General features: G+C 67.0%; 18 protein-coding genes and 2 tRNA genes. 7 read left to right on the top strand and 13 right to left on the bottom strand.

Going from position 1 to position 20373, the window contains the following annotated elements; translation table 11 throughout:
• The 7 genes from IX761_RS18095 to IX761_RS18065 all read right to left on the bottom strand — a co-directional run bounded on the left by IX761_RS18095 (position 1) and on the right by IX761_RS18065 (position 7178).
• Positions 1 to 819, bottom strand: a complete 819-nt coding sequence (locus IX761_RS18095) for a DUF4123 domain-containing protein (protein ID WP_194790935.1) — start codon at positions 817 to 819, stop codon at positions 1 to 3.
• Positions 816 to 2876: a type VI secretion system tip protein TssI/VgrG gene (tssI, locus tag IX761_RS18090; RefSeq protein ID WP_194790934.1), complete on the bottom strand. Its 2061-nt coding sequence runs from the start codon at positions 2874 to 2876 to the stop codon at positions 816 to 818. The genes IX761_RS18095 and tssI overlap by 4 nt, the downstream gene beginning before the upstream one ends.
• 246 nt (positions 2877 to 3122) lie before the next feature.
• Positions 3123 to 3199 (bottom strand) — tRNA-Val (locus tag IX761_RS18085).
• A 106-nt stretch (positions 3200 to 3305) separates the two neighbouring features.
• Positions 3306 to 4883, bottom strand: coding sequence for an MFS transporter (locus IX761_RS18080; protein WP_194790933.1), 1578 nt, complete (start codon positions 4881 to 4883; stop codon positions 3306 to 3308).
• Positions 4880 to 5953, bottom strand: coding sequence for an HlyD family secretion protein (locus IX761_RS18075; RefSeq protein ID WP_228533686.1), 1074 nt, complete (start codon positions 5951 to 5953; stop codon positions 4880 to 4882). The genes IX761_RS18080 and IX761_RS18075 overlap by 4 nt, the downstream gene beginning before the upstream one ends.
• Before the next feature lie 29 nt (positions 5954 to 5982).
• Positions 5983 to 6396: a cupin domain-containing protein gene (locus tag IX761_RS18070; RefSeq protein ID WP_194790931.1), complete on the bottom strand. Its 414-nt coding sequence runs from the start codon at positions 6394 to 6396 to the stop codon at positions 5983 to 5985.
• Positions 6397 to 6434: 38 nt separating this feature from the next.
• Positions 6435 to 7178, bottom strand: coding sequence for an SDR family oxidoreductase (locus IX761_RS18065; protein ID WP_194790930.1), 744 nt, complete (start codon positions 7176 to 7178; stop codon positions 6435 to 6437).
• Between the two features lie 245 nt (positions 7179 to 7423).
• Between IX761_RS18065 and IX761_RS18060 the strand changes: the two genes are divergently transcribed.
• A complete protein-coding gene (locus IX761_RS18060; protein WP_194790929.1) occupies positions 7424 to 9001 on the top strand; it encodes a winged helix-turn-helix domain-containing tetratricopeptide repeat protein in 1578 nt (525 codons plus the stop codon).
• 129 nt (positions 9002 to 9130) lie between these two features.
• On the opposite strand, the gene IX761_RS18055 is transcribed toward IX761_RS18060, so the two are convergent.
• Together IX761_RS18055 and IX761_RS18050 are read right to left on the bottom strand one after the other, a co-directional pair.
• Positions 9131 to 9583 (bottom strand): hypothetical protein, encoded by a 453-nt coding sequence (locus IX761_RS18055; RefSeq protein ID WP_194790928.1) that lies wholly within the window; start codon positions 9581 to 9583, stop codon positions 9131 to 9133.
• A gap of 274 nt (positions 9584 to 9857) precedes the next feature.
• A tRNA-Val gene (locus tag IX761_RS18050) sits at positions 9858 to 9934 on the bottom strand.
• A 201-nt stretch (positions 9935 to 10135) separates the two neighbouring features.
• Between IX761_RS18050 and IX761_RS18045 the strand changes: the two genes are divergently transcribed.
• On the top strand, positions 10136 to 11419 hold the full coding sequence (locus IX761_RS18045) for an NAD(P)/FAD-dependent oxidoreductase (protein ID WP_194790927.1): 1284 nt from the start codon (positions 10136 to 10138) through the stop codon (positions 11417 to 11419).
• A 172-nt stretch (positions 11420 to 11591) separates the two neighbouring features.
• Here IX761_RS18045 and IX761_RS18040 read toward each other — a convergent pair whose 3' ends face one another.
• A complete protein-coding gene (locus IX761_RS18040; RefSeq protein WP_194790926.1) occupies positions 11592 to 12278 on the bottom strand; it encodes a peptidase C39 family protein in 687 nt (228 codons plus the stop codon).
• Between the two features lie 211 nt (positions 12279 to 12489).
• Here IX761_RS18040 and IX761_RS18035 point away from each other — a divergent pair, with 211 nt between their 5' ends.
• Positions 12490 to 12669 (top strand): hypothetical protein, encoded by a 180-nt coding sequence (locus IX761_RS18035; RefSeq protein WP_194790925.1) that lies wholly within the window; start codon positions 12490 to 12492, stop codon positions 12667 to 12669.
• Positions 12670 to 12671: 2 nt separating this feature from the next.
• Here the strand turns inward: IX761_RS18035 and IX761_RS18030 are convergent, their stop codons facing one another.
• From IX761_RS18030 to IX761_RS18020, 3 genes are all read right to left on the bottom strand, one after another.
• On the bottom strand, positions 12672 to 13763 hold the full coding sequence (locus tag IX761_RS18030) for an extracellular solute-binding protein (protein WP_194790924.1): 1092 nt from the start codon (positions 13761 to 13763) through the stop codon (positions 12672 to 12674).
• Complete coding sequence (gene aguA, locus IX761_RS18025; RefSeq protein ID WP_194790923.1) at positions 13763 to 14872, bottom strand: agmatine deiminase; 1110 nt, start codon at positions 14870 to 14872, stop codon at positions 13763 to 13765. The genes IX761_RS18030 and aguA overlap by 1 nt, the downstream gene beginning before the upstream one ends.
• Before the next feature lie 94 nt (positions 14873 to 14966).
• The gene (locus IX761_RS18020) at positions 14967 to 15854 is read right to left on the bottom strand and encodes a LysR substrate-binding domain-containing protein (protein WP_194790922.1); all 888 of its coding nucleotides are present in this window, start codon (positions 15852 to 15854) and stop codon (positions 14967 to 14969) included.
• A gap of 225 nt (positions 15855 to 16079) precedes the next feature.
• Between IX761_RS18020 and IX761_RS18015 the strand changes: the two genes are divergently transcribed.
• The 4 genes from IX761_RS18015 to IX761_RS18000 all read left to right on the top strand — a co-directional run bounded on the left by IX761_RS18015 (position 16080) and on the right by IX761_RS18000 (position 20345).
• Positions 16080 to 17369 carry an NAD(P)/FAD-dependent oxidoreductase gene (locus IX761_RS18015; RefSeq protein ID WP_194790921.1) on the top strand — a complete coding sequence of 430 codons (1290 nt, stop codon included), beginning with the start codon at positions 16080 to 16082 and terminating at the stop codon, positions 17367 to 17369.
• Positions 17362 to 17919 (top strand): helix-turn-helix domain-containing protein, encoded by a 558-nt coding sequence (locus IX761_RS18010; protein ID WP_194790920.1) that lies wholly within the window; start codon positions 17362 to 17364, stop codon positions 17917 to 17919. Before IX761_RS18015 ends, IX761_RS18010 begins: the two co-directional genes overlap by 8 nt.
• 10 nt (positions 17920 to 17929) lie before the next feature.
• Positions 17930 to 19282, top strand: coding sequence for a glutamine synthetase family protein (locus tag IX761_RS18005; RefSeq protein ID WP_194790919.1), 1353 nt, complete (start codon positions 17930 to 17932; stop codon positions 19280 to 19282).
• A gap of 283 nt (positions 19283 to 19565) precedes the next feature.
• Positions 19566 to 20345 (top strand): TSUP family transporter, encoded by a 780-nt coding sequence (locus IX761_RS18000; protein WP_194790918.1) that lies wholly within the window; start codon positions 19566 to 19568, stop codon positions 20343 to 20345.
• Positions 20346 to 20373 lie beyond the last annotated feature (28 nt).

Raw genomic sequence — 20373 nt, 5'->3', positions numbered from 1 at the left:
TCAAAACACTGTCCGTAGCCGCAACCGCTCCAGGTGCGCCCGGGGGCTCTCATCAACCAGCGGCGCACACTCACGCGGCACGTCGTACCCCGGCGAGTGCAGGCTCAGCATCAGCAGGAACTCGATCGCCTCCCCCGAATGCCAACCCCAGGCCAGGGCCTGGCGCAGCTGACGTGCCAGCCACTCGAGGGGCACCTGGCTTTGCGCGAGGGCGCTGTAGGCGTGCAGATGCCGGCTGTAGAGGTAGCGGTGGGCATTGGCCAGGGCGACGCCATCGTCTGCGGCCTCGGCCGGGGTGGGAAACCAGCTTGGGTCGGGCGGTGCCGGGTAGGCGCGTGGCGCCGGGTTGTCCACCACCTGCCAGGTCGTGGCCTGCCAGTAGCACACGCTGGTCGCCTGGCCGAGCCAGGCGGCCCTGTGCTCCGGCACCGTCATCACCCGGGCCAGCTCGCGGTTGTCGTGGAAGCGGTACAACGCCCGTTGCGGGCGCTGGCCCAGCAGCAGCCGGGCACGCCAATGCTCGGCCCAGGCCGGCAATTCACCTGGTGCCAGGCTGGCCAGCCAGCCCCAGTTGTCGTGTGGCGCCTCCAGCAGGCCCTGCAGCAAACGCACCTCGCCTTCGCCGATCAGGAAGCACACCGGCCCATGCGCGGCGAGGTGGGCGACCTCGGTTTGCTGGTACAGCACGCACCAGCGCTCCGAGCCCAGGCGGGCCATGAGCGCCTGGCGGGCGTCGAAGCCGGCATCGAGCAGCAGCACGATATCGCGGCCACTGGCCCGCTCCCGGGCCATCCATTGCCAAGGGGTCGGCGCGCTCATGCGGCACCTCCCAGGGGCGCGGGCAGTGCCTCGCAACAGCTGTCACACACTGGGCACAGCGCGCTGCAAAGTGCTCGGCTTGCCGTCACCAGTGCCAGCTGCACCGGGCCCACCGTGGTCGACAGCAACAGGGCAGGCTGTGCCTGGCTGTCGCCCGGCAGCAACGGTTGCGCCATGACGCTGGCCGCCGGCGCGCCCCCCACCTGGATCGGACTGCTGGCAAAAATTCCGGCGCTGTTGATCACCAGGTGTTGGCCGCCGACCTTGAGGCTGATGCTGGCCCCGCCCTCCACCACCACTTCGCCGTCCGCCGACAGCTGCACCTGGCGCCCGGCATGCTGCACCAGCACCGTGCCGACCCGGGTCTGGCTGCCCTGCTCGACCACCAGGTGGTCACTGGCCCGCACCAGTACCTTGCGCTCCCCGCCCACGCTGCGCTGCTCGTCGGCCTCCACTGTGACCCGGCTGTCGCCGCCGACCAGCAGCTGGCGGTGGCGGCCTATCTGCACCTGGCTGTCGTTGCCCACCTGTTGCTCGAAGTCGCGCTGGGCGCGCAGGTACAGCAGTTCCTGGCCTTCGCGGTCTTCCATGGCCAGCTCGTTGTAGCCCCCGCCGCCGCCCAGGCTGCGGCTGCGCAGCACCGTGCGGCTGCGGTAGTCGGGCAAGGCATAGGGTGGCGGGTGCAGGCTGTCGGGCAGGCAGCCGCTGACCACCGGCTGGTCGGGGTCGTCGTCGAGGAAACTGACCACCACCGCCATGCCCACCCGGGGCAGCGTGACGGCGCCGTGGCGATCGCCCGACCAGCTGGACATCACCCGCAGCCAGCAGCTGCTGTGCGCGTCGCCGCGGCCTTCGCGGTCCCAGTGGAACTGCACCTTGACCCGACCCAGCGCGTCGCAATACACCTCCTCGCCGGCCGGGCCGGTGACCCTGGCCACCTGGCTGCCGGGTATGCGTGGCCTGGGGCGGCTCAGCGGCGGGCGGAACAGCAGGTCCCAGGGGGTGGCGGTGAAGGTGTTGTCGTAACGCTGCACGGTGGCGTCGGCTTCGGCGTGCTCTTCGAGCACCTGGGGCTGGCGCCCTTCGTGGTGCACGTGGGTCAGCAGCCACAGGTCGTTCCACGGCTCGCGCGGGTGGCCGGTCAGTTGCAGCAGGTGGCCGCTGACCAGATGCGGGGCGTCACTGGCGCCCTCGGCCTGGCAGTGGTTGGCGCGGCAACGTTGCAGCGCCCGCTTGCTCTGCGAGCCGCCGCGCTGCTGGTCGAGGGTGTGGCGCAGGCCGCCGGGGTAGCTGTAATGTTCCAGGGGCAGCGCCTGGGCCTCGGCGCTTTTGCTGGGGTAGGCCAGCGGCAAGGCGGCCTTGCGAAAGTCGTGGTCACGCAGCTCCACCTGGTTGACCGCGGTGCGCACGCCCACGCCGAAGCGGCTGACCACCACGCCGTCGGCCTGCAAGCCAGACGGCAGGTGAAAGCCCACGGCAGGTTCGAGGCGGGGGAAGTGCGACTGATGATCGCCGAACACCAGCTGGTGGCCCTGGGGCGAATGGCGGAAGTGGTAGTGAATGCCGTCCTCCTGGCACAGCCGCTCGATGAACGCCAGGTCGCTCTCGCCGTACTGCACGCAGTAGTCACGGGGTGGGTAGGGTTCTTCGAGGAAAAACTGGTAGCTGTCGCGCAGCACGCCATGCTCATCGAGCACCTGGCCGACGATCTGCGCCACCGTGCGCTGCTGGAACACCCGGTGGTTGTGGCGCAGGCCCAGGCGTGCCAGGCGCGGCTCGAGCCGGGCGTGGTAGTGGGTGAGCCGCTTGCCGATGGCGCCCTGGCGAAAATGGCTGATCACCCCATGTACGCCGGCGCCTCGGTTGTCGAAGGCGAGGAAGGCCGGCTGGTTGAGCATGCGCTCGAGCGGCAGGCGGGGATTTTCGCTGACCAGCTCGATATCGAAGCTGTACAGCGTGCTGATGGCTTCGTCGCCCTTGAACGTCAGTACCTGAAGGTCATGCTGGGCCGCCGGCACGTGGAAGTGCAGGCGGTCTGGGGTGGTTGAGTCGAACATCCGTTGTCCCTCGTCAGGTCAGCCTGGCAAGGGCTTGTGCAGCGCCCCTGCCAAGTGGGGAAAACTGCCAAGCTAACGAGGTTTCTCAACAAGATATGCCGGATCGGTCCGAGGATTTGTAGTACTTTTCCCAGCAAGATGTCAGGCATTTCGAGGCGCTAACGCACCACCTGACTTGGTGCGCAAAGCAAAAAGGGCGACCCTTGCGGGTCGCCCTTTTCGATGCCCGGAAACCGGGACTTTGTTTGGTAGGCACAATTGGACTCGAACCAACGACCCCCACCATGTCAAGGTGGTGCTCTAACCAACTGAGCTATGTGCCTGTCGTGTGGGGCGCATATTAGTGATCGATCGAACACCTGTAAAGCGTTTTTTTCAAAAAAATCAAAAACTTTGCGAGGCAAGCCAACCCACCCGCTACTCGCTCGCTCAAGGCCTCGCAGCGACAACTGCGCCTGCTGCCAGAGAGGCCCGGCGTGCCAGCAGGCGCTTGATGCACACCAGCAGGGGGGCGGCGATGGCAAAGAACACGCTCACTGCGGCGAATGCCCTGTCGAAGGCGATGACCGCGGCTTGCCCCGCCACGGCCCGCGCCAGCAGCGCCAGCGCGCCCCGCCCGGCGCTCAGGGTGTCCAGCCCCCTGCCCTCCAGCATCGCCGCCATGCCCGCCAGGCGCTCGATGAGTGCCGTCGTGCCTGCCGTGAGGTGCGCACCCAGGGCCGTGGTGTTAACGGCCAGCTCATGGTCGATCAGGGTTTGCAGCCCGGCAACGCCCATCAGCCCACCCAGCTGCCGGCCGATGTTGAACAGGCCGATACCGGCGGCCAGCTTGCCTGGTTCCAGGCCGCCGAAGGCAATCAAGGTGATCGACAGGAACAGCAAGCCCAAGCCCAGGCCCCGTAGCAGCACTCCGAGCATCATGTCGGCTGCCCCGCTCTGGCTGGTCGAGCCCGACAACACCCACATCGCCAGCATGATCAAAAGGATGCCGAACGGCACCGTGGCGAACGGTGCCACGCCTTTCGCCTGCATGAGCCAGGCCGCCAGCAGCAAGGTGGCGATGAACGTCGCGGCACTGGGCAGCAATAGCAAGCCCGCATCGGTGGGCGTGAACGCCAGCACCGAAAGGGCGAAGGCCGGGATCAGGTAGGCGCTGCCGAACAAGGCCGCCCCCGCGACGAAGCTGACGATGAAGGCGAAGGTGAAATCGCTCGACCTGAACAGGCTGAGGTCCAGTGCGCCGGGGCCACGGGTCAGTAGCCGGTGGCCGAGCAACGCCAGCAACGCGCCCAGGCCCAATGCCGTCGCGACGATGATGTGCGGTGCCTCGAACCAATCCCAGCGGCTGCCCTGGCTGAGCGCGTAGGCCAGGCAGGATAACCCGATGGCGCCCAACAGGTAGCCGACTCCGCCGTGATGGCCAGCGAACGGCATGGCACAGGCCGGCGCGGGCGCAAGCAACAACAGGCCGACGGCCACCAGGGCCAGGGGCACGACGCTGAAGAAGATCCAGGCCCACGCCTGACTGTCGATCAGCCACCCTTGCAGGGCCGACGCCAGCGTACCCGGGGCGACCACCGCCGCCATGGCGAACAAGGCTTGCAGCAAGGGTTGCCGGCCGCGTGGATAGGCCAGGAAGATCATCGCCTGCCCGGTGACCAGCAACGTGCCACCAGCCAGGCCATGTATCGCCCGCAGCGCGATCAGCAGCTCAAGGCTGGTGGTGGCCGCTGTAACCGCGCAGGCCAGGCCCATTGCAGCGGTGGCCGCAATGATCACCTCACGCGGCCGCCAACGGGCCAGCAGCCACGGCGCCAACAGAAAACCGATGAGCTTGCAGGCGGTGTAGCCGACATCCAGCCAGGCGAACTCGTCCGGTGTTGCCGCGGTATCACCCAGGATATCGTTGCGCCCGAGCGCCAGCACCGACCCGGCAAGGGCCTCGGTCAGCGCGGCGAGCAGGATGCCGGCCATCAGCACCAAGCCACCGCGACCGCCGCCGTTCATGCCCCACCGCCGAGCTCGACCACCACCCGTGCCGACAGCCCCGGCACGATGCGCCCAGGTAGCGGGTTGTGCATCAGGTGGATCTTCACCGGTACGCGCTGTACCACGCGCACGAAGTTACCCGTGGCATTGTCCGGCGGCAGTAGGCTGAACGCCGCTCCGCTGCCGGGGGCAAAGCTGTCGACCACACCATCGAGGGTGTCGTCGGGGAAGCCATCGAGGGTCACCCGCACGCGCTGGCCGGGTTGCAGGTGCTCCACCTGGGTCTCCTTGAAGTTGGCCACCACCCAGACGTTGTCGACCGGCACGACATCCAGCAGTGCCCCGCCCGGGGTGACGAAGCGCCCAACCCGCACCTGGCGGTTGCCGACCACACCGGCGACCGGGGCGCGCACCACGGTGTGCTCCAGTTCCAGGCTGGCCAGCTCGCGCGCGGCCTGGGCCTGGGCGATGGCCGCCAGTGCCGACGCGCGCTGCGCCGTGAGCACGGCAATGCGTTGCTGTTCGGCGTCCAGTGTCGCCGACGCTGCCGACAGCGTGGCCTGGGCACTGCTACGGGCGGCGTCGGTCTGGTCGACCACGGCCTGGCTGACGGCGCTGAAGGCGATCAGCTTGCGGCTGCGCTCATGGCTCTTGTCGGCCAGGCCGCGTTGCGCCAGCGCCGACTGCCGGCCCGCCACGGCCTGGCGGATCTGCGCCTGCTGCTGGCGGGTTTCGGCCTCGACATTGGCCAGCCGCGCTTCGGCCACCCTGACGTTGGCCTCGGCCTGCGCCAGGTGCGCCCGGTAGTCACGATCGTCGATGCGAAACAGCACGTCCCCCGCCGCCACACGCTGGTTGTCCTCGACCTCGACGCTGACCACGTAGCCCGCCACCTTGGCGGCGAGCGAGGTGACATCGCCGCGCACATAGGCGTTATCGGTCGATGCCACTTCGCTCGAACGAGCGATAACCCAGCCGCCGGCCACGACCAGCAGAGCCACGATGCACAACAGGATGCCAAGCTTCTGCCTGCGGCTGCGCCCGGGCACTGGGGCGGCGGTGTCGGCCTGTTCCGGGCATCTGTTCATCATCGCGACTCCTGACAAAAGCCATGCGCTCACTTGCTGCTCGGGGTCACCAGCACGGTTTCCGTGCTGTCGAGCACGAACACCGCCATCAACCGCGCAGGCTTGGTGTCGCTGGCATTGGCGCTCACCCCATGGAAGGCGCCGGGGGCCTCGTACCAGTTTTCGCCAACCTTGTAGGTGCGCGCCGGCTCGCCATTGACGCTGCTGCGCACTTCGCCTTCGAGCACGGTGGCATAGATGAACGCGGAACTCGGGTGGCGGTGCGAAGGCGACGCGGCGCCCGGCGCATAGTCGACGACCACCCCGCGCATGCTCTTGCCCGGGACGTTCGGCAGCGGGTGGTCGAAGACCACGGTGACCTTGCTCGCCGGCCGCTCATCGGCCGAGACCGCGGTGATGGACAGGGCCGCGATGGCGGCGGCCAGCAGGATTCGACGGAACATGGCGATACTCCTCAGCAATGATGGGGTCGGGCTGGTGGTCAGGACCGCGCCAGCCAGTCTTCGAAACGGGTGGCGCCGAGGCGGGCCTGAGCGCCGGGGGTGAGCGACTGGTCATTGAGTTCGGCGCCGAAATAGCGCGCATGCACGTCAGGCACGACCTTGCGCCCATCGCCGGTCAGGCGCAGGAAGCGGCGCACCAGCTCATCCAGTGGCAGCGCCTCGGGGCCGGCCACTTCCAGGGTGGCGTTGGCCGGCGCGGCGAGCACCACCTCCACCAGCGCTGCCGCCACGTCGGCCGAAGCCATGGGCTGGATCAACGCGGGCGACAGGCGCACCTGGTCACCCTGGGTCGCGGCCTGGGCGATGCCACCGACAAATTCGAAGAACTGGGTGGCGCGCAGCAGGGTGTAAGGCACGCCGGCGTCCTTGATCAGCCGCTCTTGCGCCACCTTGGCGCGGAAGTAGCCGTTCTCCGGCAAGCGCTCGCACCCGACGATCGACAGCGCGACATGGTGCTTGACCCCGGCGGCCTTCTCGGCGGCCAGCAGGTTGCTGGTGGAGGTCTGGAAGAACGCGAGCACGGCCTGGTCTTCCCAGGACGGCGCGTTGGTCACGTCGACCACCACCTGGGCGCCGTCCATGGCGGCGGCCAGGCCTTCGCGGGTGATGCTGTCGATGCCGGTGCTGGGTGCCGCGGCGACGGCCTCGTGGCCACGTTCGCGCAGGCTGTTGACGACCTTGGAGCCAATGAGGCCTGTGCCTCCGATCACGACGATCTTCATGGGGGTCTCCCGTGGGCGACGGCAGGCATTGCCGTCGATACCGCTACACGATGCGCCCAGGCGCTCGCCAAGTCCTTGCGCGGCGGCTGGATTAACCTTCAGGAATGCTTGGTTTTACGTCCAAACGGCGGCGCCGAGGGTTGCAGGCAATGCGGCCCGCCGCGGCCTGCCGTATCATCGACGACGGACACTTTCACAATCGCCTCGGACACGATGCCTAGGGCGCTCGGCCAGGGGACACGACGTTGCCATTCGCCTTCGAAGACTACGTGCTGGATCAACAGCGCCGGGAGCTGACCCTGCGCGGCCAGACCGTGACCCTTGGCCCGCAGGTGTTCGACCTGTTGCTGCAACTGGTCAGCAACGGTGATCGGGTGGTCAGCAAGGACGAGCTGCTGCAGGCTGTGTGGAGTGGGCGGATCGTCTCCGAGTCGACCGTCGCCAGCCATATCAACGCGGTGCGCAAGGCCATCGGCGACTCGGGCGAGCAGCAGCGCCTGCTGCGCACCGTGGCCCGCAAGGGCTACCGCTTTGTCGGCGTCATCCGTGAAGTGCCTGGGCCTGAGCGGCCCGACGATCAACCGCCGCTGCCCCTGCAGCCAGCCCCGCAGGCCAGCCTGGCGCTGCCGGACAAGCCGTCCATCACCGTCCTGCCCTTCCAGAACCTCAGCGGCGACCCCGGACAGGACTACTTCGCCGACGGCATCGTCGAGGACATCATCGTCGCCCTGTCGCGGATCCGCTGGCTGTTCGTCATCGCCCGCAACTCCAGCTTCACCTTCAAGGATCGCCGGGTCGACGTCAGCGACGTGGGCCGCGAGCTGGGCGTGCGCTATGTGCTCGAAGGCAGCGTGCGCAAGGCCGGCAACCGCGTGCGCATCACCGGCCAGCTGATCGACGCCAGCCAAGGCACGCATATCTGGGCCGAGCGCTTCGAAGGCGCGTTGGACAACCTCTTCGACCTGCAGGACCAGATCGCCGAAAGCGTGGTCGGCGCCATCGCCCCACAGCTGGAGCGGGCCGAAATCGAGCGGGCCAAGCGCAAACCCACCGACAGCCTGTGCGCCTACGACTACTACCTGCGTGGCACCGCGAAACTGCACCACGGAACGCGCGAGGCCGTGGCAGAAGCCTTGGCACTGTTCTACCAGGCCATCGAGATGGACGCGGAGTTCGCCTCGGCCTACGGCATGGCCGCGTGGTGCCATTTCTGGCGCAAGTTGAACGGCTGGATGGCCGACCGCGCCGAGGAGATCGCCGAAGGCGCGCGCCTGGCCAGGCTGGCGGTGGAGCTGGGCCGCGACGACGCCGTGGCGCTGACCCGTGGCGGGCATGCGCTGGGCCACCTGACCGGTGATCTGGACGGCGCCATCGCCCTGCTCGACCGCGCGCGCCTGCTCAACCCCAACCTCGCCCCGGCCTGGTACCTGGGCGGTATCCTGCGCGCGCTGCGCGGCGAGACCGAAACGGCGATCGCCAACCTGGAACATGCCACCCGCCTCAGCCCGCTGGACCCGGAAATGTTCCGCATGCAGGTGGGCATGGCCCTGGCGCACTTCTTCGCCGGGCGCGACGCGTGCGCCATCGGCTGGGCCGAGAAAGCCTTGGGCAACCTGCCCAGCCTGCTTGCCGCAATGGCGCTGCTGGCGGCCAGCCTTGCACTCGGCGGGCGCCAGGCCGAGGCCAGCCAGGCGATGGCCAGGCTGCGGCAACTGGACCCGCAGCTGCGGGCATCGCGCTTGCGCGAATGGCTGCCGATCCATCGCGACGAGGACCTGGCGCGGTTTGTCCAAGGGCTTCGGCTGGCGGGCCTGCCGGACTGAACTCACATTGCCCGACCGGCGCACGGCGTTCCTGGCCAACGGGGCCGTCACTCAATCTTCAACCCCGTGCGCTCGGAATGGCTTGGCCGGGCGCGCTGCCCGGCGCTATGCCTTGAACAATGTTGAACCTCAGTTCTTGGCCTGGCTCAGCTTGCTGTACAGGTCGGCCGGGAACGGCTTGCCGTTGGCATCGAACTGGCCTTTGCGGAACTGGTACACCTCGCCTTCGGAGAGGAAGCCATCGTGGTTGGCGTCAATGGCGTCGAACTCGGCGTTGGCCTTGGGCGCCACCGCCAGCAGTTCGGCACGGGACACGCGGCCGTCGTGGTCGGTGTCGGTACGGGCGAAAGAGGCATCGCCGCACTTGCCCTCACCGCACTTGCCTTCCGTCTGCGTACCTTTGGCTTGGGCTGCGCCTGCGCCACACTTACCCTCGCCACATTTACCTTCCGCGGCCTTGTCGGCGGCGGCGATCTGGTAGCCCTGGGGCAGCGCTTCCACGGCGAAGGCGGAGGATGTGAGGTTGATACCGCCGACCAGGGCGATGGTGAGCAGGCCGATACGGGTTTTGGCGTGGGTCATGGTGATGCTCCGATAGGTGCGGGGTTATGCCTCAAAGGCGCAATGGCCCGGAGCGACGCCGGCAGGCTTGTCGTTCGGGCAGACGCATTTGGCCCGAGGCATGTATCCCAGGCGTATCCAGCAGGAGCGGTATTTGTAGGAAAATTCGCTGAGGCGTTTTCCTGATACAACTGGATACATCGCCCTGGCGCGATGCTCGATAAACGCAGCGCAAACAAAAAGGGCGACCCTTGCGGGTCGCCCTTCTCGATGCCCGGAAACCGGGACTTTTGTTTGGTAGGCACAATTGGACTCGAACCAACGACCCCCACCATGTCAAGGTGGTGCTCTAACCAACTGAGCTATGTGCCTGTCGTGTGGGGCGCATTCTACGCGTTACAAATTCAGTGTCAACCGTTTTTTTCACGCTAAGCTACTGAATCTTAAAAATATTTAAAGAAAGCTCCACACGGGTAGGTGTAAAGGATTTTCACCGGACGACTAGCGGGTGTTTATTATTATTGATAGCATCGGTACATTCGTTAAAAATATAAAACACGAGGTTTCTCGAGCATGGCCACTACCCCCTACCCCCAGTCCTACTACGCCGCCTCGGCCAACCCGGTGCCGCCACGTCCGGCGCTGCAGGGTGAGGTGGAAACCGATATCTGCATCATCGGTGCCGGCTACACCGGCCTGTCCAGCGCCCTGTTCCTGCTGGAGAACGGCTTCAAGGTGAGCATCGTCGAAGCCGCCAAGGTCGGTTTCGGCGCTTCGGGCCGCAACGGCGGCCAGATCGTCAACAGCTATAGCCGCGACATCGACGTGATCGAACGCACCGTCGGCCCTAAAGAAGCCCAACTGCTGGGTCAGATGGCCTTCGAAGGCGGACGCATCATTCGTGAGCGCGTGGCCAAGTACAACATCCAGTGCGACCTGAAGGACGGCGGTGTGTTCGCCGCGCTGACCAGCAAGCAGATGGGCCACCTGGAATCGCAAAAACGCCTGTGGGAACGCTTTGGCCACACCCAGCTGGAACTGATGGACCAGAAGCGCATCCGTGAAGTGGTTGCCTGCGACAGCTACGTGGGCGGCATGCTCGACATGAGCGGCGGCCACATCCACCCCCTCAACCTGGCCCTGGGCGAAGCCGCCGCGGTCGAGTCGCTGGGCGGCATCATCTACGAACAGACCCCGGCCGTGCGCATCGAGCGTGGCGCCAACCCGGTGGTACACACCCCGCAGGGCAAGGTCCGCGCCAAGTACATCATCGTCGCCGGCAACGCCTACCTGGGCAACCTGGTGCCGGAGCTGGCCGCCAAGTCCATGCCGTGCGGCACCCAGGTGATCACCACCGAGCCGCTGGGCGAAGAACTGGCCCGCACCCTGCTGCCGCAGGACTACTGCGTCGAAGACTGCAACTACCTGCTCGACTACTACCGCCTGACCGGTGACAAGCGCCTGATCTTCGGCGGTGGCGTGGTGTACGGTGCGCGCGACCCGGCCAACATCGAGGCGATCATCCGCCCGAAAATGCTCAAGGCCTTCCCGCAGCTCAAGGATGTGAAGATCGACTTCGCCTGGACCGGCAACTTCCTGCTGACCCTGTCGCGCCTGCCGCAGGTTGGCCGCATCGGCGACAACATCTACTACTCGCAAGGCTGCTCGGGTCACGGTGTGACCTACACCCACCTGGCGGGCAAGGTGCTGGCCGAAGCCCTGCGCGGCCAGGCCGAGCGCTTCGATGCGTTCGCCGGCCTGCCGCACTACCCGTTCCCGGGTGGCCAGATGCTGCGCGTGCCGTTCAGCGCCCTCGGTGCCTGGTACTACAGCCTGCGTGACCGTCTGGGCTTCTGATCCAACTAGCCTATCGCCGGTAAATTGGCGCCTGTAGGAGCGGCCTTGTGTCGCGAAAGGGCCGCAGCGCGGCCCCAGGATTTCACCGTGAAAGCAGAAATCCCCGGGGGCTGCTCTGCAAGCCCTTTCGCGACACAAGGCCGCTCCTACAACGGTGATAGGGCCGTAACAGTCACCGCCCCAGGCTATTCACCGCCTGCTTCGCCGCAATCTCCTGCCCCGCCCGCGCCAGCTCATCCGCCGCCTGCAACCAGCGCTGCCGGTCCACCTGCGCCGGCAACTGCCGTGGCGACTGCACCAGCACCGCCCAACTGCCCTCCTTCGCCCAGGCCGATTCGAAATCGCCAAAGCTCATCAACTGTCGCCGGTGCATGCCCGCGCGCAACAGCACCCGCTGCTTGTAGCGGTCATAGCCGATCAACACGGCATAGCGCGGCTCGCTCCACCAGGCCGAGCCCTCTTCATAACGCAGCAGTACCGGGTAGCCGGCGGCCACTTGCGCCAACAAGGCGTCCAGGCGTTTGTCCAGCGGGTAGACGACCATCCCATATTCACGCGCCACCCTGGGGATACCGGTGTCCAGCGACTCGGCGGCATTGGGCAGGCCCAGGGATTTGTCCAGCAGCCCCGGGGTGATCGGCGCGCCCTTCGCCGACAGCACCGCCGCCAGCGCCATCGAGCCGCTGTGGTTGGCATTGCCGCGGTAGAACGGCACGCTGCTGATCTCGACCTTCTGCGGCAGGCTCTTGAGCGCCGCGGGTGGCGCGCTGGCGCAACCGGCCAGGGTGACCGCCAGCAAACCTGCAACCAGCAGGCGACGTGGGCCGAAGGCCCGAAGCTTGAGGGGTTGTTGCGACATGGGCACTCGCTTGTTCCGACGCCGGGCAGGCAGCGCCCGGCCAAGGGCATCGATGATAGGCCGCCGTGCACTCCGGGTATAGCCCGGGCCGCGCTTGGAACGAATCGGCCCAAGCACTAGACCTTCGGTCAATGGAACGTCACAGGCGCCGGGCTAGACTGATACCTGTGTCTGGATGGCGGGCTTGCCTGCCACAAAGAAGGAGGCACACATGACCCTGACTATGGCAATCCTCATGTTGGTCGGCATGTGGCTCAGCGTTGCCGCCGCCATGCTCTGGGGCGTGCTGCGCATCGTGCGCCGGCATTCCCACCCCCACCACCTGCCCGCGCAACCCCAGGCCAGGCCCCAGCCGGCGCGACGCGCACGGCGCCACGCCGGGGCGCACTGAACTCAGGTACCGCTCTTCAGGCGGCTGAAGGCCCGGGTCAGCTCGCGGTTGAACGCCTTGCCGTTATCGTTCTTGGTATACAGACGCGCCCGCACCTCGGCCGGCGGGTAGGTGCCCGGGGCATTGCGAATCTGTGCATCCACCAGGTTGTCGGCCGCGGTGATGGCATTGGCGTAGTGAATGCTGTCGGTGATCGGCGCGATCACCTCCGGGCGCATCAGGTAATCCATCAATGCCCACGCCGCCTGCGGGTGCGGCGCATCCTTGGGCACCACCAGCGCATCGAGCCAGATCAACGTCCCTTCGCTTGGGATGCGGTAGTCCAGGCTGAACGGCTTGCCGGCCTGTTGCGCCTGGGCCTGGGCGATGGCCACGTTGCCGTTCCACGACATCGCCACGCAGGTCTCGCCATTGGCCAGGTCGTTGATGTTGCGGTCGTTGTCGAAGTAGCGGATATACGGGCGCACCTTGCGTAGCTGGGCTTCGGCGGCCTTGAGGTCCTCGATGCGCTGCTGGTTGATATCCAGCCCCATGTAGCGCATCACCGCAGCGAACACTTCGTTGGGGTCGTTGAGCAGGCTCACCCCGCAATCGGCGAATTTCGCCACCACCTGCGGGTCGAACAGCATTGCCCAGCTGTCCTTCGGCGCGTCCGCCAGCCGTGCGGCCACCGCCTGCTGCTGGAAGCCCACCCCGGTGGTACCCCACGCGTAAGTGCCGGCATAGCGGTTACCGGGGTCGAACACGGCCATGTGCTGGCGGAATTCCTCGCCTATCCCTTGCAGGTGCGGTAGCCGCGCCTTGTCCAGCGGCTGCAAGGCGCCGCTGGCGATGGCCCGGCTCAGGTGCTGGCCGGCGCTGAGCACCACGTCATACCCACTGCCACCGGTGAGCAGCTTGGTCTCGGCGGTTTCCAGCGAGTCGAAATGGTCGGCCACCACGCGGATGCCGGTTTGCTTCTCGAAGTTGGCCAGCGTGTCCGGGGCGAGGTATTCGCCCCAGATGAACAGGTTGACACTGGGCTTGTCGGCGTCGGCGGCGCTGGCCGCCGACGCCATGCAGCCCAAGGCGAACGCAAGGGCCAGGCGCTTCATCAGCGGCGACCTCCGGCGTACTGGGGCATGGTGATGCAGGCGACATTGCCACCACCGAGCAGGATCTCGCGGCTGTTGTCGATGCCGATGATGCGATGGCCCGGGAACAGCTCGGCCAGGGTGGCCTGGGCCACGCTGTCGTTGCGGTCGCCGAACAGCGGCACGACGATCGCCGAGTTGCCGGCGTAGTAGTTGATGTACGAGGCGCAGATCTGCGTGCCGGCCTGGCGCACATGGGTGCCCTCCACCTGGTCCAGCCCTGCGGCCTCCTCAGCGGTCCAGCGCAGCACCTCGGGTTGTGGCAGCTTGTGCACCTTGAGTTCGCGCCCCCGGCTGTCGCGGGTGCTGCGCAGGATGTCGTAGGCCTCCTGGTAGATTTCCCACTGCGGGTCGTCGCGGTTGTCGGTCCATTGCAGCACCACTTCGCCGGGGCGCACGAAGCAGGCCAGGTCGTCGACGTGGCCGTCGGTCTCGTCGAACTTGCAGCCGCGTGGCAGCCAGATCACCTGCTCGGCACCCAGGTAGTCCTGCAGGCGGCGAGTGACTTCATCCTTGCCCAGGTGGGCATTGCGGTTGCGGTTGAGCAGGCACTGCTCGGTGGTCAGCAGGCTGCCCTGGCCATCGCTCTGGATGCCCCCCAGCTCGGCGATCAGCGGTGCGCGGTAGCGGTCGAGGTTTTCGATCTCGAGGATCTTGCGGGCAATCTGGTCGTCCTTGTCCCAGGGGTAGTAGAGGCCACCGTCCAGCCCGCCATAGGCGTTGAACTCGAAGTCCACGCCACGCACCTCACCGCTGGCGTCATTGACCACGAAGCACGGCCCGCTGTCGCGGAACCAGGTGTCGTTGCAGGTCATCTCCACCACCCGCACATGGGCCGGCAGCTGGTTGCGGGCGTTGGTGTACTGGGCGGCGGAGGCGCAGACGGTCACCGGCTCGCTGCTGGCAATCGCCGTGACGATCTCGACCCAGACCTTCTGCGCCGGCTTGCCGCCGTTGCGCCACACATCCGGGCGCTCCGGCCAGCCGAGCCAGCAGCCGGCCTTGGCTTCGAATTCGCCGGGCAAGCGGAAACCATCGGCCTTGGGGGTGGTGGTGAGCGAACGTGCCATGGGTCAACCTCGGGGTCGGTGAGTGATGACTGCACGCTACGCCGCAAATTCCGGGGCTTCCAACGATGAAAACTCAGCGATAGCTGAATTCAATTCAGCTATCGCCCAGCTGTTCGATGAACCATTCGATGAATTGCGCCACTGCGCCGCGCTCCAGCCGCAGCCGTTCGCACACCAGCGCGTACTGCCCCTGGGCGGTGACACTGGCGCTGAACGGCCGCACCAGGCGACCGCTTTGCAGGTCGGCCTGGCAGGTGAGGTTGTCGCCCATGGCCACCCCCTGCCCCAACAGCGCCGCTTCCAAGGCCAGGGCGGCGTGGGGGAAGTACAGCTGACGAGTGGGCAAGGCGTCCTCGGCGTGGGTGGCCAGCCAGGTGGTCCAGGTGCGACCGTCCTGGTCATCGTGCAGCAGGCAGTGGCGCACCAGGTCGCGTGGGCGCTTGAGCCCGCCCTGGTTGAACAGCCCCGGGCTGCACACCGGGAAGAACTGCAACAACGGCAAGGGCCGCACGAAGTGGGTGCTGGCATCCAGGGTGCTGGTGCCATAGGTGATGGCCAGGTCCACGTCCAGCGCCGGGGCGCCGGCGTCGATGGGCTGGTCGTGCAGGTGCAGGGTGATGTGCGGGTAGCGGCTGCTGAAGTCGGCCAGCCGCGCCACCAGCCATTTCTGCGCAAGCTCGGCGGTGACCGCCACCCGCAGCACCGCCTGGGAGGCCGGGTCGCGCAGTTCGTCGCAAGCCTTGCCGATCAGTTCGAAGGCTTGCTGCACGTGGTGCAGCAGGCGTTCAGCTTCAGCGCTGGGCCGCACCTGGCGGCCGATGCGCTCGAACAGGGCCACGCCCAGTTGCTCTTCCAGCTGGCGGATCTGGTGGCTGACGGCGCTGTCGGTGACGCACAGCTCGGCGGCGGCGCGGCCGAAGTGGCCGTGGCGGGCGGCGCATTCAAAAGTGCGCAGGGCGGTGAGGGATGGCAGGCGGCGCATGAGCTTGGGTCTTTTGCTTGTTATTGGGGCTGCTGCGCAGCCCTTTCGCGACACAAGGCCGCTCCTACAGAACAGCGCGCTTCCCCTGTAGGAGCGGCCTTGTGTCGCGAAAGGACCGCAACGCGGTCCCCGGATCATATCCCCAACTTCAACTCACTGGCGCAATGAAAATCCTCTGCTATTTTTTCATGAAAATAATCACAACAAATTTCACGAGGCACCGGCATGTTCAAGCAATCCGCCCAGCACGTCGCCAGTTACTACGCCCAGACCTACCCCACTTCGATCCCGCTGCGCCCTACCCTGCAAGGCCCGCACGACACCGACATCCTCATCATTGGCGCCGGTTTCAGCGGCCTGCACACCGCCCTGCGCCTGGCCTTGGCCGGCAAGCGCGTCACCCTGCTCGAGGCCAGCCGGGTGGCCTGGGCGGCGTCCGGGCGCAATGGGGGCCAAGCCCTGCCGGGCTGGTCGTGCGACATGCCACCGCTGGAAAAGGCCCTGGGCCTGGAACGCAGCCAGCGCCTGTGGGACAGCATGTGCTGGGCCGCCGGCGAGATGCGCGAGCTGCCTCAGCGCCACGGCTTCGAGATCGATTATCGCCTCGGCAGCCTGTGGACCGCGGTGCTGCCGCGCCGGGTGAAACTGCTTGAGGAAGCGCAACGCGACGCGGCAGAAAAATTCGGCTACGACTGCCTGCGGCTGATCAAGCGTGACGAGCTGCCCGAATGGATCGACAGCCCACGCTACCAGGCCGCCCTGCTCGACCCCAACGGCGCCCACCTCAACCCACTGAAACTGGCCCAGGGGCTGGCCGCGACCATCGAGCGAGCCGGCGGGCAGATCTTCGAACAAAGCCAGGTGCTCGACTACCAGCAAACGGCTGAAGGCTTCGTCGCCCGCACCGACAAGGGCGAGGTGCGCAGCAGCGTGCTGGTACTCGCCTGCAATGCCTATATCGACCGCCTCGACCGCGACCTGGCACGGCGCCTGCTGCCCGTGGGCTCCTACCAGGTGGCCACCGCGCCGCTGGAGGCCGACTTCGCCGCCTCGCTGCTGCCGCGCAACAGCTGCGTGATCGACAACCAGTTCGTCCCCGATTATTTCCGTCTCACCCCCGACCACCGCCTGCTGTTTGGGGGTGGTTGCACCTACCTGGGCGGCATCCCCAAGGACGTCGCCGCCGCCACCCGCCCCTACCTGGAGCGGGTGTTCCCGCAACTGCGCGGGGTGGCCATCGAGCATGCCTGGGGCGGGCATATCGACTGCAGCATCCAGCGCACGCCGGACATCGGCCGCCAAGGCCAGCGCTACTGGCTGCAAGGCTTCTCCGGGCACGGCGTGCTGCCGACCCTGGCCGGGGCGCGGGCAGTCAGCGATGCGATCCTCGGCGACGACGACCTGCTGGCGCTGTACCAGGGCATCGACAACGGCCGCTTCCCCGGCGGCGACCTGCTGGCTGCACCGCTGGAGGCCGCGGCCAAGGCCTGGTACAGGATGCGCGACCATGTCTGAACTGACTGACGACAGCCAAGCCCTGGCCCGGCTGGTGCGCGACCTGCGCAAGCACCGCGGCCTGACCCTCGACGAACTGGCCAGCCGGGTCAACCGCTCGCTGGGCTTTCTCTCGCAGGTCGAGCGCGGCCTGTCGCGCCCGACCGTGGCCGACCTCACCGCCATCAGCGAAGCCTTGCAAGTGCCGACCACCTACTTCTACCAGGCCGTGCCGCCGCGGGAGCTCGACTGGGTTACCCGCCCGGGTGAACGGCGCACCCTGTACTACGCCGCCGGCGTCACCGACGTGCTGGTTTCGCCCACCCTCAACGGCCGCTTCGCCATGCTCGAAAGCCACCTGGCACCGGGTGCCAGCAGTGGCGACGGGCACCTGGACGACAGCTCGGAACAGGGCGGTTTCGTCCTCGAAGGCGAACTGACCCTGTGGCTTGGTGCGGGTGACGCCGTCACCCTGCTCCCCAACGACAGCTTCCAGCTGCCGCCGCACAGCCAGTTCCGCTACGCCAACCTGACCACCGAGCCGACCCGGGTCCTCTGGGTCTTCCGTTAAGAGCATGACCATGACAAGAACAACAAACACACCCGACCTGCTCAACGAAGTCCGCGCCTTCCGCGCCCAACATCCGCAGGTGCGCTACGTCGACCTGATCAGCCTGGACATCCCCGGGCACTTCTATGGCAAGCGCTACCCCATCGACATGCTGGAAAAGGTCGCCGCCGGCAGCCCGCTGAAGCTGCCGCAGAACTGCGTGCTGCTGGGCGTGCAAGGCGGGCTGTTCCCGATCGGCGACTACTGCTTCAACGACGGCGACCCCGACGCGCCACGGCGCCTGGTGCCCGGCACGCTCAAGCCAGTGAGTTGGGAGCGCGAGCCGCTGGGGCAGATGCTGATCACCTCCGACGGCACCGCCGCGCCCATCGAGTTCGAACCCCGCGAAGTGCTCGCCCGCGTGCTGCAGCGCCTGGAGCAGCGCGGCATCCGCCCGGTGGTGGCGTTCGAACTGGAATTCTACCTGTTCGACCGGACGCTCAAGGAGGGCCTGCCGCAGTTCCCCCACGACCCGTTCAGTGCAGACGCCGACGACCAGCCGAACATGCATATCGAGCGCCTGTCGCGGTTCTCCGATGTACTGCGCGACATGGTCGAAACCGCCAACCAGCAAGGGGTGGACGCCAACGTCATCACCGCCGAGCTGGGCCCGGGCCAGTTCGAGATCAATTTCGGCCACTGCGACGACGGCCTGCGCGCCGCCGACTGGGCGGCGTTGTTCTGCCGCAGCACTCGCGGCGTGGCGCTCAAGCACGGGCTGCGCGCCTCGTTCATGAGCAAGCCCTACCTGCAAGCGCCGGGCAGCGGCATGCATGTGCATGTCAGCCTGTACGACCGGCAAGGCAACAACCTGCTCGCGGCCGACGACCAACGCCCCTTGCGCCACGCGGTGGCCGGCTGCCTGGCGCTGCTGCCGCACTGCATGCCGATCTTCGCCGCCAACCACAATGCGTTCCGCCGCTACGGCGCCATGGTCAATGCCGCCAGCCGCGCCAGCTGGGGGTTCGAGGACCGCGACGCGTGCATCCGTATCCCGGAGTCCGACCCACGCAACCTGCGTATCGAGCATCGACTGGCAGGGGCGGATGCCAACCCTTACCTGGTGCTGGCGGCGATCCTGTGTGGTATGGAGCACGGGCTCGACGCAGGGCAGGAGCCGATTGCGCCGCTGAACGAAAACCGCAGCAGCGGCATCGATTTCCCCAAGGACATGCTCGGCGCGGTGGCAGCCATGCGCGGGCACCCGGCCGTGAACGAAGGGCTGGGGGCAGAATTCGTGATGGTGTATTGCGAGAACAAGCGCCAGGACCATCTGGCGTTCATGCAGGAGGTGAGTGCGCGGGAGTATCGGTGGTTCCTGTAAGCGCTGCGTTGGCCCCTTCGCGGGCAAGCCCGCTCCCACAGGACAGCACAAACCTGAAGCCCTGCGCTGTACCTGTGGGAGCAACTGTCTTGCACAATTTTTTGTAGGAGCGGCCTCGCCGGGCGCTCCGGCAAGGCCGCTCCTACAGAGTCCGCGCAAGATGTGGGAGCCGGCTTGCCGGCGATGAGGGCGGAACTGGCAACAGCGGGCGCTGAGGATTACCATGTCAGCCCTCTAGCGCGGCCATTTGCCGCACCCTGCCCTCTACGCCTGCCCGATCCCCATGCCCTTCGAACTCACCGTAGAACCGCTCACCCTGCTGATCCTCGCCCTGGTCGCCTTCGTCGCCGGTTTCATCGACGCCATCGCCGGCGGCGGCGGCCTGCTGACCACCCCGGCGCTGCTCACCGCCGGCATGCCGCCGCACCTGGTGCTGGGCACCAACAAGCTCAGTTCCACCTTCGGCGCGGCCACGGCCAGCATCACCTACTACCGGCGCAAGCTGTTCCACCCGGCGCAGTGGCGCCAGGCGATAGCGGGCACCCTGGCGGGCGCGCTGCTCGGCGCGGTGGTCGCTCACTACATGCCGGCCGAGTGGCTGAACAAGATGCTGCCGGTGATCGTCTTCGCCTGTGGCATCTACCTGCTGTTCGGCGGCACGCCCAAGGCACCGCTGGACGCCGATGCACCGATCAAGAAGAAGTGGCAGTTCCCCCAGGGCTTCACCCTGGGCTTCTACGACGGTGTCGCCGGCCCCGGCACCGGTGCATTCTGGACCGTCAGCACGCTGCTGCTCTACCCCATCGATCTGGTCCGTGCCAGCGGCGTGGCGCGCAGCATGAACTTCGTCAGCAATATCGCGGCGCTGACGGTGTTCATCATTTCCGGGCAGGTGGACTACATCGTCGGCCTGTGCATGGGCCTGTCGGTGATGGTTGGCGCGTTCTTCGGCGCCCGCACGGCGATCAGCGGCGGCAGCAAGTTCATCCGCCCGGTGTTCATCGCCGTGGTGCTGGCGTTGACCGTGCGTTTGGCGTGGCAGCACTGGTTCGGCCAGGCTTGAGAGGCCGGCGCAAGCCGCTGCAACCTGG

It is taken from the genome of Pseudomonas sp. UFMG81 (genome assembly GCF_015354575.1).
GTDB lineage: Bacteria > Pseudomonadota > Gammaproteobacteria > Pseudomonadales > Pseudomonadaceae > Aquipseudomonas.
This window is presented reverse-complemented; position numbering and strand designations above follow the sequence as displayed.